This is a genomic window from Vibrio maerlii, from assembly GCF_003415655.1.
In the GTDB taxonomy this organism is placed as follows: Bacteria; Pseudomonadota; Gammaproteobacteria; order Enterobacterales; family Vibrionaceae; genus Vibrio; species Vibrio maerlii.
Genome location: NZ_QRHC01000005.1, coordinates 158,372 through 176,733 on the forward strand (window position 1 = coordinate 158,372; position 18,362 = coordinate 176,733).

General features: G+C 44.8%; 16 protein-coding genes. 5 read left to right on the top strand and 11 right to left on the bottom strand.

The features are described from left to right. Positions 1–7: 7 nt before the first annotated feature. The gene (locus DPF91_RS10390) at positions 8–2,332 is read right to left on the bottom strand and encodes a DNA internalization-related competence protein ComEC/Rec2 (RefSeq protein ID WP_117234360.1); all 2,325 of its coding nucleotides are present in this window, start codon (positions 2,330–2,332) and stop codon (positions 8–10) included. An 8-nt stretch (positions 2,333–2,340) separates the two neighbouring features. Here DPF91_RS10390 and DPF91_RS10395 point away from each other — a divergent pair, with 8 nt between their 5' ends. Beyond that, complete coding sequence (locus DPF91_RS10395) at positions 2,341–2,868, top strand: DUF2062 domain-containing protein (protein ID WP_117234361.1); 528 nt, start codon at positions 2,341–2,343, stop codon at positions 2,866–2,868. A 174-nt stretch (positions 2,869–3,042) separates the two neighbouring features. Here DPF91_RS10395 and lolE read toward each other — a convergent pair whose 3' ends face one another. The 3 genes from lolE to lolC are packed head-to-tail and all read right to left on the bottom strand — an operon-like array spanning position 3,043 to position 6,192. Further along, positions 3,043–4,287, bottom strand: coding sequence for a lipoprotein-releasing ABC transporter permease subunit LolE (gene lolE / locus DPF91_RS10400; RefSeq protein WP_117234362.1), 1,245 nt, complete (start codon positions 4,285–4,287; stop codon positions 3,043–3,045). Beyond that, complete coding sequence (gene lolD, locus DPF91_RS10405) at positions 4,287–4,994, bottom strand: lipoprotein-releasing ABC transporter ATP-binding protein LolD (RefSeq protein WP_117234363.1); 708 nt, start codon at positions 4,992–4,994, stop codon at positions 4,287–4,289. Before lolD ends, lolE begins: the two co-directional genes overlap by 1 nt. Then, positions 4,987–6,192 carry a lipoprotein-releasing ABC transporter permease subunit LolC gene (gene lolC, locus DPF91_RS10410; RefSeq protein WP_117234550.1) on the bottom strand — a complete coding sequence of 402 codons (1,206 nt, stop codon included), beginning with the start codon at positions 6,190–6,192 and terminating at the stop codon, positions 4,987–4,989. Before lolC ends, lolD begins: the two co-directional genes overlap by 8 nt. 206 nt (positions 6,193–6,398) lie before the next feature. On the opposite strand from lolC, the gene DPF91_RS10415 reads away from it, so the two are divergent. The 4 genes from DPF91_RS10415 (at position 6,399) to DPF91_RS10430 (ending at position 11,942) form a co-directional block, all read left to right on the top strand. Further along, positions 6,399–6,968 (top strand): PilZ domain-containing protein, encoded by a 570-nt coding sequence (locus tag DPF91_RS10415; protein WP_117234364.1) that lies wholly within the window; start codon positions 6,399–6,401, stop codon positions 6,966–6,968. A gap of 3 nt (positions 6,969–6,971) precedes the next feature. Then, a complete protein-coding gene (gene mfd / locus DPF91_RS10420) occupies positions 6,972–10,436 on the top strand; it encodes a transcription-repair coupling factor (RefSeq protein WP_117234365.1) in 3,465 nt (1,154 codons plus the stop codon). A gap of 74 nt (positions 10,437–10,510) precedes the next feature. Continuing rightward, positions 10,511–11,308 carry a peptidoglycan binding protein CsiV gene (locus DPF91_RS10425; protein WP_117234366.1) on the top strand — a complete coding sequence of 266 codons (798 nt, stop codon included), beginning with the start codon at positions 10,511–10,513 and terminating at the stop codon, positions 11,306–11,308. 85 nt (positions 11,309–11,393) lie between these two features. Continuing rightward, on the top strand, positions 11,394–11,942 hold the full coding sequence (locus DPF91_RS10430; RefSeq protein WP_117234551.1) for a GNAT family N-acetyltransferase: 549 nt from the start codon (positions 11,394–11,396) through the stop codon (positions 11,940–11,942). An 85-nt stretch (positions 11,943–12,027) separates the two neighbouring features. On the opposite strand, the gene DPF91_RS10435 is transcribed toward DPF91_RS10430, so the two are convergent. The 7 genes from DPF91_RS10435 to hinT form a co-directional block, all read right to left on the bottom strand. Beyond that, positions 12,028–13,317: an NAD(P)/FAD-dependent oxidoreductase gene (locus tag DPF91_RS10435; protein WP_117234367.1), complete on the bottom strand. Its 1,290-nt coding sequence runs from the start codon at positions 13,315–13,317 to the stop codon at positions 12,028–12,030. 391 nt (positions 13,318–13,708) lie between these two features. Then, complete coding sequence (gene ycfP, locus DPF91_RS10445) at positions 13,709–14,248, bottom strand: alpha/beta hydrolase YcfP (RefSeq protein ID WP_117234369.1); 540 nt, start codon at positions 14,246–14,248, stop codon at positions 13,709–13,711. Between the two features lie 153 nt (positions 14,249–14,401). Next, entirely contained in the window at positions 14,402–15,268 is an 867-nt protein-coding gene (locus DPF91_RS10450) for a phosphotransferase (protein WP_117234370.1), read from the bottom strand. Positions 15,269–15,297: 29 nt separating this feature from the next. After that, on the bottom strand, positions 15,298–15,888 hold the full coding sequence (gene lpoB / locus DPF91_RS10455; protein ID WP_117234371.1) for a penicillin-binding protein activator LpoB: 591 nt from the start codon (positions 15,886–15,888) through the stop codon (positions 15,298–15,300). Between the two features lie 41 nt (positions 15,889–15,929). After that, complete coding sequence (locus DPF91_RS10460) at positions 15,930–16,316, bottom strand: YcfL family putative periplasmic lipoprotein (RefSeq protein ID WP_117234372.1); 387 nt, start codon at positions 16,314–16,316, stop codon at positions 15,930–15,932. Further along, a complete protein-coding gene (locus DPF91_RS10465; RefSeq protein WP_241033800.1) occupies positions 16,313–17,707 on the bottom strand; it encodes a COG3014 family protein in 1,395 nt (464 codons plus the stop codon). The genes DPF91_RS10460 and DPF91_RS10465 overlap by 4 nt, the downstream gene beginning before the upstream one ends. 127 nt (positions 17,708–17,834) lie before the next feature. Beyond that, positions 17,835–18,185: a purine nucleoside phosphoramidase gene (hinT, locus tag DPF91_RS10470; RefSeq protein ID WP_117234374.1), complete on the bottom strand. Its 351-nt coding sequence runs from the start codon at positions 18,183–18,185 to the stop codon at positions 17,835–17,837. Positions 18,186–18,362 lie beyond the last annotated feature (177 nt).

The following is an 18,362-nucleotide window of genomic DNA, read 5'->3' on the forward strand; positions in this document are numbered from 1 at the left end:
ATTACTTTCATTCTACTCCCTTCCTCAGCATCTGCCTATACCAAGGTGTGTATTCGGCGTTTCGCTGTTTAACTATTCGCCAATCACTATTGTTAAAATAAGCCGTTACTTGTCCATCATCACCAGTAATATAAACCTCAACTCCGTATTTAACGTAACGCTGCAACACCTCTGGGTGGGGTAGGCTCCAACGTCCTTGTTTAGCCGCAGTAAAAATAGCAACTTTAGGATTTACTGCTTTAATGAAGGCACTGGTTGATGACGTTCGGCTGCCATGGTGAGGAACGATAAGTATATCACTTGAGATACTCTCACCGCTTCGCGCCAATAAGTACTCACTAACGGCATCAATATCACCGGGAATTAAAACACTCGAGCCGTACCGAGGATCGGTAACTCTAACCACACAAGATTGGGGATTAAAAGGACGCTCGACAGTTTGTTGTGGCCATAAGAAATCAAATATTAAGCCTTGCCAATGATATTGCTCTCCCTGAACGCAACGGAGATGCCGAACCTGAACATCATTTTCTTCTGAATGCCTCGTTCTGCTACTCAAGAACCACTTATATTCCTGGTCTTGGTTTAGGTCTACTAACCCTCCGGCATGGTCATTATCGAAGTGACTAATCACTACACCATCTAAGTTCATCAAATTCCGTTGTTTAATATTTGGCAATAACACCCCTTGAGTCATACTGCCACCGCCCCAGGCTGCACCTGTATCAAACAAAACGAGTTTATGATTTTTCTCTAACAACAGTGCTGTTCCATGTCCTACATCGAATACATCAAACCGCCATTGGTAAACTCTATAGTCGAAGCCAAGTGCGAGTAAACCCACACTCAATAACGGAAATACTAAATACCGATAAGCAAACAGCTTACTGGCGCTAACAGTGAGCAGCACTATCAACAACAGAACTAATGCTCCTTGTGAAGCCTCAATCCAACTACCGTCGATTAACCCAATAATGTAGTTAATCAGCGATAGACTACGATCTGTCACTGTTAAAGGGAACTCAGCAAGCGCAGGGAATACGAGCATCAGGGCTATTGAGAGGAACAACAGTGGAATGGTAACGAAAAGAAATAATGGAACAGCGAAAGCATTGACAATGATGGATGAAAGACTAAAGCCTGTGAAGAAATACATCGATATCAAAGAAAACAACAATGTAGACACCAAGTGAAACATCAACGCCGAAATCAATGCCCTTCGAAGGTTAGAGCTCAACAATACCGGTTTCTGGCTAGACATCATCAGCACCAAATGTTGAGTAATATGCCAAGCCAGATAAATGAAGCTCACCGCAGTAAACGACAGCCAAAAGCTCATCTGTAGGCTAGCAAGCGGGTTAACAATCAGTATCAATACTGCGGTGAGAGTGAGCTTTGTAAATGTGTCAAGATGCCTTCGGCTTAAGACTAGAAACACAGCCAGTGCACACATGACAAGTGCTCTCAAAGTAGGAATAGCAAAACCAGCAAGAGATGCGTAAGCAAACGCACACAAAACCCCGAATAGCAGTGGTAAGCTTTGTACTCCGATAAGCCTCCTGAATATACGCCCTACTTTGACCCCAATAACAAACATCATTCCAATATGTAGACCAGAAATCGCGATGAGATGTAGGATCCCGGCGTCTCTCCATGCATTCCATACATTCGAATCGATATCCCCTCTTTCTGCTAAACTGAGAGCTTTAATCAACGCAACATTTGCAAGTCGGCCATGAAACTCTTCCAAGCCTTGCGAGAGAAATAAGCGAAAGCTATCCGATTGACTAATACGGATTGCTGTCATTGGTATCAGCTTAGCTTTGGCAAAAACACCCCGACCACCGTAGTACCGCTCGAGATCAAATCCATACTCATTGCCCAATCCATACACGGGTCGCATATTAACCCTGAACTGCCAACGTTCACCAAGGTTTAATGGGAAGGGAGAACTTAAACGAACAGAGGGTTGTTCAAAAATTGACAGTTTCACGTCTCCAATTTGATGTACCACAAAAGTCACTTCATATCCGTGACTTATTTGCTTAAAAAAGCTGTCAACTTCTCCTTTTATGGTAATATCACTGCCTGCTGAATAGAGGTGCTTACTCATTGATTGGTAGCGATTCGCATGGCCAATGAGAACAATCAAAACGATAATGAAGGGAACTAAAATCCTGAAGAAAAACGTTCTTCTATACTTGATGAAGCAGCAAGTTACTGCCCATAAGAGCAAAGCCCACAAGTAGTGAGGAATGCCGACCCAATACGGGAAACTAAGCAGTAATAGTAAGTTAACGGTTATTGACCACCGATTTAGATAGCGAGTCATTTTCCCCTATGCCAAGACAATTTATCCGACGCTTCATGCCTGACCCTGACCTAATTCGACGTCAAAAGGCCTTAAGGATATTCGGCAACGTGCTATATAACCCAAACCTTTGGGTGCTTAACCGACGCTCGGCAGCAGGCGCTTTCGCCGTCGGACTATTCATGGCATTCGTTCCACTACCTAGCCAGATGATCATGTCTGCAGGCGTCGCTATATTTTGTGGTGTAAATCTTCCCTTATCTGTTGCTCTGGTATGGATCAGTAACCCTGTCACCATGCCGGTTATGTTCTACTTTGCCTATAAAGTAGGTGCTGTCGCAATGCAAGTCCCACCGCAGCCTTTTCACTTCGAACTGTCTTGGGACTTTATCATCGCGCAAATGCAAACCATTGGACCTCCATTCTTGCTTGGTTGTGCCATCTGTGCGGTCGTTTCTTCCATCATCGGTTACTTTGGTATTCGAGGTCTCTGGCGCTACTCAGTAGTGCGCAGTTGGGAACAAAGAAAACTTAGGATTTGGCAGCGTAAGAACTAGCAGCTCGTGAATTGAGATAAGATAACGACCCGATAGCTTGATGCTAGTCTTAACTCGTCAAACATTGCGGTAGACATACCCTAGAATGAAATAGAATGTCGACTCAGTTTGATTTCGCGGGAGCTAATATTAAAAAAGAGCCTTAACGGCTCTTTTTCGTTTTAGTGGTCAGCTTTACTTAGCACTCAGCACAGCGGCTGGATTCATTTGAGCCGCTCTTGTCGCTGGGTACCAAGTAGCAATTAAACTTAAAACAATTGCGGTTCCCGAGACGAGTAAGACATCACTCCATACCAATTCTGACGGAAGGAAATCGACAAAATAAATATCACCGGAAAGAAACTGATGATCAATTAAGTTCTCTAGGGCTTTTATCATTGGAGTCAAATTCAGTGCGGCCATCACACCAAGTGCGCTACCGATAAGACTGCCCATCACACCAGAAAATACGCCTTGCCATACAAAGATACGCTTTATAAGGCCATTTGATGCTCCCATCGTTCTTAGTATCGCAATCTCAGATGCCCTATCTTTCACGGCCATCATCAACGTCGAGACAATATTGAAACAGGCAACACTGATCACCAATACCATAACTAAGTACATAATGGTTCTGACCAACTGAATATCGCGATGTAGATATCCAAACTTCTGTTTCCAACTGCGCAGGTACACGTATTCTGAAACCTGACTACCGACTTGACGCACGATGTTTTGAGCATCCAAAACATCAGAGACCTTCAAAGAAACACCCGTTACCTTGTCTCCTAACTTCATATAGCCTTGAGCATCAGATAAAGGAATCAATGCTAAGCTATGATCAATTTGGCCACTTAGGCTCAGTAAACCAACAACTTTTACTCTTACTCGCTTTGGCGCCTGAACTTTAGTTGTTGAACCCAAGCTTGGTAGCATCAAGGTAATTGAGTCTCCTACGCTTGCACCTAGGGCATCTGCAACACCTTTACCGAGAATAACCGAGTTGTTCCCTGGCTTGAACGATTGCCAGGCTTCTTTACCGACATAGCTAGAAAGCGTAGAGACTTCGCTTTCTAGCTCTGGTTCAATACCTCGAACCTCAAGTGCTTTGAGTTGAGTTCCACGCTCAGCAAGCGCTGTCATTCGCACGTAAGGGGCTGCAGCTTCAACCTCAGGATGCTTGTTGGCATCTTGCACCATTTTCTGCCAGTTCTGCACCGGAGCATTGACGCCCTCAAGTTCCGCGTGTGGGATAACCGATAGCACGCGATTTTGCAGCTCTCTTTCAAACCCATTCATCGCTGACAAACCGATAATGATCACCGCAACACCTACCGTGATGCCTATAATCGAAGATAGAGAAATAAACGAGACCATTTTTTCTCGTTGCTTCGCTTGGCTAAAACGCCGACCGATGACGAGAGACAGGTTTGAAAACACTAGGCTAACTCCTCATCAGATTGTGTTTGATTCACATCGACCAACAAACCATCCTGCATGTGTAGCTTACGATCCATCTTGGCAGCCAACTCACCGTCATGGGTCACCACCAAAAACGCGGTACCTGATTCTCGATTGAGCTCGCGCATCAAATCGTAAATCGCTAATGCCGTTTTATGGTCTAGGTTACCCGTTGGTTCATCTGCAAGTACCAAAGCAGGTTTATTCACCAATGCACGGGCGATTGCAACACGTTGACGCTCGCCACCAGACAGCTCCGATGGTCGATGGTCGATACGATGAGATAGTCCGACTTTATCTAACAACTTTGTTGCTTCTTCTCTAGCTTTTGTCGCAGATGTGCCGCCAATCAACAGTGGCATTGCCACGTTTTCAACCGCAGAGAAATCAGCAAGCAAGTGGTGAAACTGGTATACAAACCCCAAGTACTGATTTCGTAATTTGGCTTGCTTGTTTGAGCTCAACTTCGACAAATCTTGTTGCTTAAAGTTGACGCTACCGCTAGAGGCATCATCCAATGCACCTAATATATGCAGCAAGGTGCTTTTACCTGAACCAGAAGTACCGATAATTGAGACCAGTTCCCCTTCTTTTATCTCGAAAGAAACCCCTTTCAACACCTCGGTATCGAGAGACCCTTCACGATAGGTTTTCTTAATATCATGACATTGTAAAAGATTACTCATACCTTAAAGCCTCAGCAGGTTTCACAGAAGATGCTCTGTAAGAAGGGAAAATAGTGGCTATTAAGCTTAACGCAACCGCAAGCACAACAACCGTTGTGATTTGAGTGGGATCGATTTGAACAGGAAGGTGACCGCCTAGTGCGAGTAATGATGATCCTGTCATAGATAATACAGTATTGAGATTCATTGATAGAGCCACACCCAGAGCACCACCTACCAATGCGCCAATTACGCCACTACTTGCGCCTTGGACCATGAAAATCGCCAATACTTGGTTATTCGACATACCTTGAGTCTTCAAGATAGCAACCTCAGATTGCTTCTCCATCACGACCATAATTAGAGCTGATATAATGTTGAACGCGGCAACTCCAACGATAAGACTCAGCATCAACCCCATCATATTCTTTTCCATGCGTACAGCTTGGAAAACTTCACCTCTTTGTTCACGCCAATCACTCCAGTGCCAACCTTCAGGCAATGGGCGCTGGGATAGCTCTGCGACATCAAATGGATCGTTTAGGTAAAGGCGCCAACCCGAAATTGTATCGCTCTTAAACTTCATCAAACGACCAGCATCTCGGATATGAGTGATCATGAGTTGATCGTCGATATCTGAACCCGTATTGAATAGCCCTGCGACGGTAAAATTACGTTGACTAGGAATGCGACCTAAAGGTGTGAACTGGCTAGCACTGGTCACCATAAGCCTTACTTTGTCACCAACAGAGACTTGAAGTGAACGAGCAAGTTTATGACCAAGAAATACCTGATATTTACCCGCTTGCAACGATTGAACACGGCCCATTACTAGGTAGTTAGCGATAGGGTCGTCCTCGCTGGCATCAATACCCACCAGCAGACCGGCGGCGAGTTGCGCACTACTTTGAATAACCGCCTCACTGCGAACGATAGGCTCCGGTTCGGCAGTTGACCATGGTTGCGCGAATTCCGGCGATCCTGTTGAGCCATCGGTTTTCATGCCGTCCTGATAAATCACGGCTTGAGGCAGAACTCCCAAGATTCGAGACTTGAGTTGGGATTCAAAGCCATTCATTACCGAAAGCACGGTCACTAAAGCCATTACACCGATGGTAATTCCGGCCGTCGACATATAGGAAACGAATCGACTAAATCGGTCTCCTGAGCGTCCTCGTAGATAACGAAGACCTATAAATAATGATACTGGGTGAAACATAGTCATGACCTGAGCTCAAAGGCTTGAGCGTATAAATTCCATCTAAAACATGTTCAATGCAGAACGTGTCACGTAATGTACCGAGAATTGATGTTAGATGACAGCTATGGAGCTGAAATAATCAGAAAAACAACGGAATAGAAAGAAATATTTGCTATGTCGACAGACATTGAGATAATTGATCTATTGCCAACAAGGAAGCTGTTATGTCTCAACAAGAATTTTTCACTGTCCATCATGCGCTCACCGCAAATATAGAACCTCTCGATGAACAATTTACGCTGCCAAGCGTTCAAGATTTCGAAAGTGAGATACCAGCACCATTCGTTGTTGCGAGTGATTTTAGTCAACTCGACCTTCTTACCGATAGCGCAAAGCAAGAGCTTAAAAATAGCGATTTCAAACACCTAATCCAACTGTTAGATGCGCAGAACAGCAAACTTAACCTGTTGCTGACGTTTATGCTCGCCCAACAAGATGACGAGCAATTCCGAGCAAACACCATTAGCTTTGGCGCGAGTCAGTTCACCTATAAAAGCAGCACTGCACTTAAAATTGACCAACTCGCTAGAGTAAAGCTGTTTGTTGAGCAGCCAGCTGCCGCTATCTACTGCTACGCTTATGTAGCGGATTGCCAAGCATCGGGCAAAGATTATGAGATCACGATGCGTTACAAGCTGCTTCGAGACAACGACCAAGATCTATTAATTAAGGCTGCACTTATCCAGCAGCAAAAACTACTGCGTCAACGCTCTTTAGACCGAGACACCAAGTAAACTATGTCAGATAACGCCATTCTTTCTATCACTGCTCCCGCAGGAGCCGGTGACAAAAAACAAACCGGTAACCTTACAGGTGCTTCACTTGCACTCGCTATTGCCGAACTTGATAAGCAACATAAAGGGCATACTCTATTAGCGGTTCCTGACCCACAGTTAGCCTTAAAACTTCTATCAGAAGTCGAACAATTTACTAACCAAGATGTATCGTTGTTCCCTGATTGGGAGACCTTACCCTACGATAACTTCTCACCGCATCAGGAAATCATTTCTGACCGAATCGCGAAGCTCTACCAGCTACCGGCTCAGACGTGTGGCATCACTATTGTCCCTATCAATACCCTGCTTCAACGTCAGTCTCCACGAGATTTCTTGCTACAACATACCCTGATGGTAAAAGTCGGCGATCTCTACTCTCTAGAAAAGTTGCGTATTCAGCTTGAGAAGTCAGGTTACCGACACGTAGATCAAGTTTTTGGTCCTGGTGAGTATGCAAGTCGAGGCTCGATCCTCGACCTGTTCCCTATGGGCAGTAGGGCACCTTATCGTATCGACTTCTTCGATGATGAGATCGATACCATTCGAACGTTCGATCCGGAAAATCAACGCTCTCTGGAAGATATGGATGAAATCCGTCTACTTCCTGCACACGAATTTCCAACCTCCGAGACTGCGATTGAAGATTTTCGTATTCGTTGGCGTCAGCAATTTGAAGCGCGCCGAGAACCAGAATCTATCTATGTACAAGTCTCGAAAGGCACTTGGCCTGCTGGTATCGAATATTGGCAACCACTGTTCTTTGAACATACTGAGACGCTGTTTGATTACATAGCAGATAACTCTCAGATTATTACTGTCGGTGACATTGAAACCTCAATTGACTCTTTCTTAGCGGATGTTGAGCATCGCTACGATCAGCGTGGCGTTGACCCTCTGCGTCCTTTGCTCGAACCAAAGGTGCTGTGGCAACAAAAAGATGAACTCTTCAGTAATCTTAAAAAGTATCCACAAGCTTCTCTGTTTATCGAAGCGATTGAAGAGAAGGCTGGCCGCAACAACGGTGCTGTTCAAGCATTGCCTGATTTAAGCACTAAACAGCAAAACAAAGAACCTCTTGCCTCACTGCGTCAGTTTAGTGAAAGCTTCAGTGGCAAAGTCGTGTTTTCAGTAGAGTCAGAAGGCCGACGTGAAGCCCTAACAGAACTTTTAGCAGGAATTAAGGTTCGACCAGTCGTCTATGAAAACCTCCAACAAGCCATCAATGGCGAAGATAAGTTCAGCTTGGTTCTTGGCTCTGCTGAGCACGGCTTTATTCTTACCGATTGTAACCTAGCGTTTATCTGTGAGAGCGACTTGCTTGGCGACCGAGTTATTCAACGACGCAAAAAAGATAAGCGGACTGTAAACAGTGACACCGTTATCCGTCACCTAGCGGAGCTAAAACCGGGTCAGCCAGTGGTTCATATTGATCATGGTATCGGTCGTTATATTGGTCTTCAAACACTTGAAGCTGGTGGTATGAAGACCGAATACGTGACACTTGAATACCAAAACGAAGCCAAGCTTTACGTACCAGTAGCGTCCCTAAACCTCATTGGTCGCTATTCTGGCGGCGCAGAAGAAAGTGCGCCTCTGCACAAATTAGGTGGTGAGGCTTGGTCTAAAGCTCGTCGCCGAGCTGCCGAAAAAGTCCGTGATGTCGCCGCAGAACTACTCGATGTTTATGCAAAACGTGAATTGAAACCGGGCTATAAGTTTAAGCTTGATAGAGAACAGTACGCGACGTTCAAGTCAGGCTTCCCATTTGAAGAAACCGACGATCAAGCAATGGCAATTAATGCTGTACTATCTGATATGTGCCAAGCGAAAGCAATGGACCGTTTGGTGTGTGGTGATGTTGGTTTCGGTAAAACAGAAGTGGCGATGCGTGCTGCGTTTGTCAGCACAGACAACGCTAAACAAGTGGCGGTGCTGGTTCCCACTACCCTACTTGCTCAACAGCATTTTGAGAATTTCCGTGACCGCTTCGCCAATTTACCGATTCGCGTAGAGGTACTTTCACGCTTTAAATCTGCAAAAGAGCAGAAAGAAGTACTGCAAGATGTTGCAGACGGAAAGGTCGACATTATCGTTGGCACCCATAAGTTACTTCAAGACGATATCAAGTTTGCGGATCTTGGCCTTCTGATAGTTGACGAAGAGCACCGCTTTGGTGTTCGTCAAAAAGAGAAGATGAAAACGATGCGCGCAGACGTGGATATTCTGACACTAACCGCAACGCCAATTCCTCGAACGCTTAATATGGCTATGAGTGGTATGCGTGACCTTTCAATCATTGCAACACCACCAGCACGCCGATTGGCGATTAAGACCTTTGTTCGTCAAAGCGATGATGCTGTAGTCCGTGAAGCCGTGCTGCGTGAGATCATGCGTGGTGGCCAGGTCTACTTCCTGCACAACCAAGTCGAGACCATTGAGAAAGTAGCCGCTGACCTAGAAAAGCTCGTTCCTGAAGCTCGAGTCACCGTCGCACACGGTCAAATGCGTGAGCGCGAGCTAGAGCGCATCATGAACGACTTCTACCATCAGCGATTTAATCTGCTGGTTTGTACAACGATCATCGAAACCGGTATCGACGTACCGACGGCAAATACCATCTTGATGGATCGTGCAGATAATCTCGGTCTTGCTCAGCTTCACCAGTTACGTGGTCGTGTCGGTCGTTCTCACCACCAAGCGTATGCTTACCTATTGACGCCTCACCCTAAGGCTATTACCAAGGATGCAGTTAAACGACTCGATGCGATTGCTTCACTTGAAGACCTTGGGGCTGGCTTTACCCTAGCGACCCATGATTTGGAGATCCGAGGTGCAGGTGAGTTACTTGGTGATGATCAGAGTGGTCAGATCCAATCAGTTGGGTTCTCACTCTACATGGAAATGCTCGATCAAGCCGTCGAGGCGCTCAAACAAGGTAAAGAGCCTTCTCTTGATGATCTGCTCAGAGAGCAAACCGAAGTCGAAATGCGCCTACCCGCTCTTTTACCTGACGATTACATTCCAGACGTTAATATGCGCTTGTCTATGTATAAACGTATTGCAAGTGTTGATGGTGAAGGCGAACTGGCAGAACTTAAAGTTGAGCTTATCGACCGCTTTGGCCCGTTGCCAGACGCTACGAAGAACTTACTATCAGTAAGCCAAGTTAAGTTAGATGCAGCTAAGATTAAGGTTAAAAAGATCGAGGCTCATGATAAGGGCGGGTACATCGAGTTTTATCCTGACGCTGACATCAACCCAACGTTCTTGGTTACACTATTGCAAACGGAACCAACAAAATACGGACTGGATGGACCGACGAAACTCAAGTTCATGCAACCTTTGGTGGATCGTAGAAAACGCATCCAGTTTGTATCTGAATTAATTGGCAAATTTTCACAGAACCTATTGCCATCTGCATCCTAGTAAGATTAACTAACCTTAATTCGGATGCTCGCCGGTGTAAGCCTTTAACCCACCGGCACATTTATGGAGAAAGAATGAAAAAACTGATTCCTTTGCTGCTTTTGATGGTTTCAATGCCATCACTTGCTCAGCGTCAATTTGATATTGAAGTACTTATATTCAAACGCGCCGTTGATGCCGAGCAAACCAAAGAAGCTTGGCCAAATGTGATGCCAGAAATAAACGTAACCAATGCACGCTCTTTCCAAGATGCTTCTTATAGAAGCTCCAAAGGCGTGCAAATGCTGGGATACAACCAATACGAGTTGACCGAACAAAAAGATAAACTGCAGAAACATGCCGGCTTTAAAGTTCTGTTGCATACCGCTTGGCGCCAAGGCGACCAAGGTCGAGCAAGTGCTCCAGTGTTCAGAATTCAAGCCGGTCAGGACTTCTCCGATAAGTTCAACTCCGACGGTAGTTCAAAGGAAGACGGCTCTAACACGACGAGTGTAAATGGTATCCAAGAGCAGAGCATCGATAACCCACTCTACGAGTTAGACGGAAAGTTTCAGGTCTATGTTCAGCACTATCTCTACGCTGAAACCACACTAGATCTTAAAGCACCAAGTGTTCGTGAAGTGATACTGGAAGATCGACAACTTGATCTCAACACCGAGACAGAATCTCTTGATCCTAATACGACGTTTGAAAACACCACTGTACAAGTAGGCAACCTTGAAGACGTGTCTCCTGAAGTTCGTGTAGAAGAGTTTCTAAAAAGCTACCGTATGGATCAAAAGCGCCGTATGCGCAGCACGGAAACACATTATCTCGATCACCCGTTAATGGGAATCATCATCCAAGTGCGTCGCGTCCCTCAAGCTAGCTAACGTAACCTTTATGAAAGCCCCTGTCTTTGTACAGGGGCTTTTTGTATCGGAGTGTCTTTATTTATATAAAACGGAAAGGAACACCGTGTCTCCAGACTTTACCATTATCACTCCCTCCATCCAGCTCAAGCTCATCCCCTTATCTGAGGCAGAAATTTTTACTCTCGGTATTAAGCAGTCGCCGTCATTACACCAATGGCTTGATTGGACTGACAGTGATTTTACCATGACGGACGGCCAAGAATTTTTGACGGCTACACGTTTGAGTTGGATAAAAGCCCAAGCTTATGGTTTCGGGATTTATCAACGGCAAACCGAACAATTAGTCGGCATGGTTGCCATTAATGAGTTCTCCCCTACTTTCAACCAGGCCAGTATCGGCTATTGGATCTTTGATAGGTTCCAACGCCAGGGTTTTGCCCTTAAAGGTGTTGACGCATTAATAGAGTTCGCATTTGATAAGCTACTGTTAACTCGATTAGAGCTAGTGTGTGACCCTAATAATGTGTCGAGTCAGAGGTTCGCGGAAAGGTGCGGAGCTACCTTTGAAGCAAAAGCAAGAAACCGTTTTATCTATAATGGTAAGCCCAAAGAAGGGCTGGTTTACTCTATTATCCCCGACGATAAAAAGTAATTGTTTGCAAGCTCTCGTCCTTCATTAATACGCCCATAAAAAAATCCCCAGCCAATGAGCCAGGGATTTAATAACTAACAAGTGATTAGTGCAGTTTCAAGTTTGGACGCAGTACTCGGTTGATGCGTCCCATCAAGATAATCAGCGCCGTCTTAAACACACCGTGCAGCGCCATTTGATGCAGGCGATAAAGTGAGATGTAAACAACGCGAGCGATGCGGCCTTCAACCATCATTGAGCCTTTAGTTAGGTTACCCATCAGGCTACCAACGGTTGAGAAACGGCTTAGTGATACTAGAGAGCCTTTATCTTTGTAGACATACGGCTTCATTTCACGACCATTTAGTTTAGCAACGATGTTTGCGTAAGCGCGACTTGCCATTTGGTGAGCAGCTTGAGCACGCGGCGGGACAAATGAGCCATCAGCTTGAGTACATTGCGCTAGGTCACCGATAACAAAGATGTTCTCATCACGTGTCGTTTGCAGGGTATCGTTTACCACAAGTTGGTTGATACGGTTACTCTCTAGACCGCCAATTTCTTTCATGAAATCCGGTGCCTTGATTCCCGCAGCCCAAACCATGATTTGTGCAGGGATCTTATCACCATCTTTCGTTGTCAGGCCTTCAGAGTCAGCTTGAGTCACCATCGTCGCTGTACGCACGTTTACGCCTAGTTTCGTTAGCTCTTGATGCGCTGCAGATGAAATGCGTGGTGGTAGAGCAGGTAGTATACGCTCACCTGCTTCCACTAGGTTTACGTTGAGTTTACTTGAATCTAGGTCACCAAAGCCGTAGGTACGCAGCTCTTTAATCGCGTTATGTAGCTCAGCAGAGAGCTCAACACCTGTTGCACCTGCACCGACAATAGCAATATCAACTTTACCTTCACCGTTGCGAGCATGAAGCTTCAAGAATTGATTATTCATCTCTGTACGGAAACGGTGTGCCTGCTCTGGGCTATCTAAGAAGATACAGTTTTCGCGTACACCTGGTGTGTTAAAGTCATTTGATGTTGAACCAATCGCTAGCACAAGCACATCGTACTCAAGCTCACGTGAAGGCATCAGTAGCTCACCACTCTCATCTTGTAGCTCATCAAGCATGATCACTTTACGTTCACGATCGATATCTTTTAGGCTACCTAACTGGAAATCAAAGTGGTGGTTCTTGGCATGAGCGCGGTAGCTCAATGCATCAACCCCTTCGTCCAAAGAACCTGTTGCTACTTCGTGCAGTAGAGGTTTCCATAAGTGGCTACCTTTACGATCTACCAGCGTAATTTTCGCTCGGTTTTTGCGGCCTAGAGTGCGGCCAAGTTTGGTTGCTAGTTCCAAACCACCAGCACCGCCGCCAACAACGATAATACGTGTCACAATAGTCTTCCTCAAAAGTTACAAATATTGCTAACCCGGCTAAGTGGCCCAGTTAGAGAAATTCTTAAGGTCCCGACTTGGTCGACCTACAAGTGTAAGAAAAATCGTAATTGGAGTGTGTTCGGCCATTTTCCGGCTCTGGCACACAAATTATGGGCAAGTTTCTCACTCGCTCTCAATTTTTTTTGATATTTATCAAATTATTTTATGGTTAGCTATTATATAGAGCAAAATAGCCTCCGCAATAGGCGATTTAGTTTGAAGGGTGAAATAAAAGAAAAAAACTGCACTTTTTTCATGGTTAAGGTCTATTTTGACCCGTCTAAAGAACCAAAAACGGCCACCATATGGTGACCGTTGAATAAAAAATGCAGCGTGTTCGAAAGTTAGATTAACTCTCTTTGAATGCTTTCATCGCTTGCAGATGTTGTGAGATCTTCTTGAACTTGTGAGATTGATTCTCATCCCAAATGATATCGTAATAATCTTCAAGCTCAGACGCGGTTACGCTGTTGTCATGAATTTCATCTTCACGAGACAACACCACTAAACAGCGTTGCTTGTTTTTCATTCGATACTGTTCAACACATTTGGTCGCAATATCTTCATACTCTTCAGGGCGGTCGATACGACCCACCATATTACGCTCTGGGTGTAAGTTCGGGTTAAAGATAACCTGCTTAATACCACATAAAAATCCAATACGCTCGGACCAGTAACCGCCAAGGCCAACACCACAGATGATCGGGTGTGGATCATCTGATTGCTCAATCACCTTATGCACTTCTTTTAATAGGTGCTGCATATCATGCTTAGGATGAAGAGTGCTGTAGTTTATAAAACGGACGTCATCGTCAATGAATTGCAACTGCAGAACTTTTTCGTGGTTACCTGGGCTTGTTGAGTCATAGCCATGTAAATAGATAATCATGGTACCTCCTTGATCCTTATGGGTACTTATTCATGCACGATGAAATTAAACTCGAATAAAAATCGAAACGTGCTTTATTAAATCTACCACTAATGTAAGGGTTTTAAAGGGGAATGAAAGGATAAAAAGATGACGATTTACTAAACAGTGATCTTAGCTACAAATTGTGTGCTTGATCTGATTTGCACTGTCTAGATATTGAGCATCACCCCAAAGTTTATAACCAAGAAGGAACCACAGCATTGCTAACACTCGAACTCTAGGAATCCACTTTTCTACGTCCTGCTGCCACTCTTCGACTTGCTCAATATTTCTTTGCATACAGTAGTGATAAACAAACGCATCAAGATCTGCATTGGTTAAATCCACCATCATCGCTAGGTCAATTCTGGGATCAGAAACTGCCGCATACTCCCAATCGATCACTCCAATTGCGCTATCGGTTTGGATAAGGTTATAACTACCCAAGTCAAAGTGGCACAATGCCACCTGAGCAGAATGCATTTCTGGTAACGCACGCCAATAACGATAAATGGCTTCAAACTCACTGTTTTTGTACTGCGAGGCTATTTGGAACCAGTAATGGTCAAGTCGAGCAACATAACTAAAGGGAGCGACCGGAAGTTTATCAATAGGCAAATTATGAATGTCAGTGGCTAGTCGAATCAATGAAGCTTCATCAATACCTTGATGTAGCGTTTCACCTTCAAGCCACTCCACGAGAAGACCTTGCTCGCAGTTAAAGACAGGTGCTGGGGACACAAAAGAAGAAACGGTAGATTGGGTTACAAACTCAAGAACTGCTCTCTCTTGGTCACGAGATACCGAAAAAGCACGGGAGTGTTCACTGCAAGGCCGCCAAACATAGCTTGTTCCATTTTGACCATGAACACGCCAGCAACGGTTAGTTAAGCCTCCGGATAACAACTGAACAGTTTTAGGAGGCTTTGAGAAGAAGGATGTTAACGCTAAGAGAGAATCATCAAGTTGTATGGCTTCTTGCCAGCCTATATGAATCATCTACATCAACATCCTTTCAAGTGGCTGAATCACAGGCCTAGTAGGCTCTTCGACTCTTGCTTACGGATCTCAGTTTCGTCCGCCCACTCAATTAGACCAGTCTCGATATCCATAAGACGCATCGTCATCTTGTAGTAAACGTCTTTGTCGCTACCTGCACTCTTCACGATGCTAGAAAGGTTACCGTAAAGCATGTACTGTGCGCCGACCATCTTACCGAACTGAATAGCAGAACTCTGGTTAGCTAGCTCATCATTGTTTTGGAAGTTAAGCTGCTTACGTACAGACTCAACACGGTCCATATCAACAAAACGGAACTTTCCAGAGTTCAGCATCTTAGTGCTGATTGAATCAGTGATCGACTCTGTATCGATATGCTCGCTTGTCTTGTTCTTAATTCGCTCAACAAATACCACTGGGCGGCTGTCACGAGTGATTGCAGCTACAGAGCCCGATACCAGCATGCTGTCGACCATTTCACCAGCGATCTTTTGCAGATCCGTTGAACCGAAATCAATTGTGGTTGTTTCTGTTGCTTGTGCGTCGCCATAGCTCACTTTGTTTGAACAACCGCCAAGAATAACCGCTAGGCCCAGTAACGCGATAACGCTCTTTTTCATAACAATTCCTACTTCATAACTACTTAAATGGTCGCGAGACCTTATTCTGCTTCTCTAATCGTCACTCGGAACTGAGTACCATTAGGGTTAACGGAAGCTTCTGAGATTGAAAAGCTTTCAAAGCCTCTCACCACAACTCGACGCCAAGGTGCCAGCTTGGTATTCACTTCAAGGCCCTGATCGTCATACCAATAGAATCGGTACTGAATAATCTGGTCACCTTTATACTGACTGGAAAATTGGACAATGCCTCGAGCACGATCGTCGGCTTGTACCGTACGGATGCTATCAATGTTCAAGCGACTGCCCAAAACATTGTCAGCGAAAATGATTTTTTGGCTTTGACCATCGATGTTGAGTCCGGCAGTGTTATCCGCACACCCAGCTAGGATGACGGCCATACCCAGTGCCACTATCCACTTCTTCATAAAATACTCCCAAGTTGCTTGTGCCAAACAACATTATTATTCCCTTGTCGAGACAACCATACTAGCGTGGTTTGCCCAGAGCGAACCGGGAATGAATAGTCCTTACCATTTGACGATATCGTATGTGTGCCTTCATTTGTTACGAAAGAATGACTCTTAATAGAAGCTGGCAATGTCAGCCAGCTTCGAGTATCTGGTTGTTCCGTCACTGTATTCCAGATATTCAGAACCAAATTCCCGACGTCATCCCCTCTCGCTGCCTCTTTGCGAATTCTGTCTTTCAACCAAACTCGCACAGCTTGTCTTAATACAATAGCAGTTATTTCTTCTGATAAATGCTGTTGAGCCATCAGGTTAACATTCGTTAACTCATTACCGTTAGACGATTTATTGTCAATCGTCAGCGGTGACATACGCTCAACACTTGTATTCGGGTAGTACGGCAGGGCGACAGAATAGATCGCTCCGTTGCCTCGACTGTCATAAATCGGTAAATCTAGACGCCATCCTTGCATGGCTTGTACAACCGATTGTTCGTCAAGCACGATAACTCTCCCTTCACCTTCTTTCAAAGGTTCTGGCTGGCTGTATTTTTTAGACAACAACGCAAGGTCTTCATTCATTCCTAAATAACGCGCTAGTCTCATCGTGCGATCAATGATTTCAGGGTTATTTGGAGCGACAGCTAAGGCTCGCTTGTAATCGATATAGGCGGCATTTAAGTCACCGTCAGTCTCATACAAGAGTGCCGACAAAAACAATAAGTAACCGTTTTGCACAGCCTGAAGCTTCTTGCCTGCATCGGGATAACGAGAAATGATGCTTCCCACGCTTGGACTGATGCCATTACTCTCGGCTTCATTTTGCGCTTTTTGTAACTCGGCTTCACGTGCTTGTTTAGCTCGTTCTTGCGCCATATTACCGCGACGTATTTCAACCAGCGCACCTTCTAAATCGTTCTTCTGCAGGTAATTCAATGTTGAATATAAGTAAAGAAAACTCAGCTCATAATCTGCTGGTTGATACGTTGTGAGATTGTCATTGACCGCAAGCGAGCCAATGTTGGTTACCGTTTCTGAGACAGACACAAGCGCTTGGTCTTGCTGCTCTCTCACCGCTTGGTTACTCAAGGTTAATGCTTGAAGGCTTTGATCGTATTGCTCGTTAAGAAATTCGACACGCCCTTTTTCCATGTTATCGAGAATATCACCCGCAACGGACTCCGATAATAGGGACTGTGCTTGCTGGTAATCACCCGTTCCGACCGCCGTATAAAGGGCACGATTTTGGGCGCTATAGTGACTAAAAAGACTACCGGCAGAAAAATTGGCGCAAGCTGTGAGCAACGCAGATATGCTCATCACAACTGCAAAACGAAAGGACGGTTTCAAATACTCCCCCAAAACCGATTGGTTCGATACCTTATACGTGGACACTTTACCATAGACAGCAACAGAATAATAAAGTGCCCTACTTTCCAATGATATTTGGGGGTAATTGTTACTATTTAAACAACGCCTAGCTCACCAACATTGGACCTAGTGGCTCACCACCGACAAGATGCATGTGAATATGGTAAACCTCTTGGCCGCCATGAGCATTACAGTTCACTATCAAGCGGTAGCCATCTTGATCGATACCCTCTTCGGCAGCAAGTTTCTTCGCAACAGTGAACAATCGACCTAATGCTCGCTCGTCTTGCTCTTCTACATCATTGACAGTTGGGATCAACTTATTAGGAATAATAAGAATATGGCTGGAAGCACGAGGATTGATATCACGAAATGCAGTAACCAAATCATCTTGGTATACCACGTCTGCGGGGATCTCTTTACGGATAATCTTGCTAAAAATTGTTTCTTCTGCCATGAAAAATACTCCAGTAATTAAGGGCTTATGTCATTGATAAAATCAGTATGATCGAATTTGCGACAAACCTCAATAAAATAGATTTTTCCTGACAAAATACTCAATAGAACACCGTAGACAATGCTGAATATCATACGTACAGCACATATTGTGTTAATCAATATGAATAGAATACGG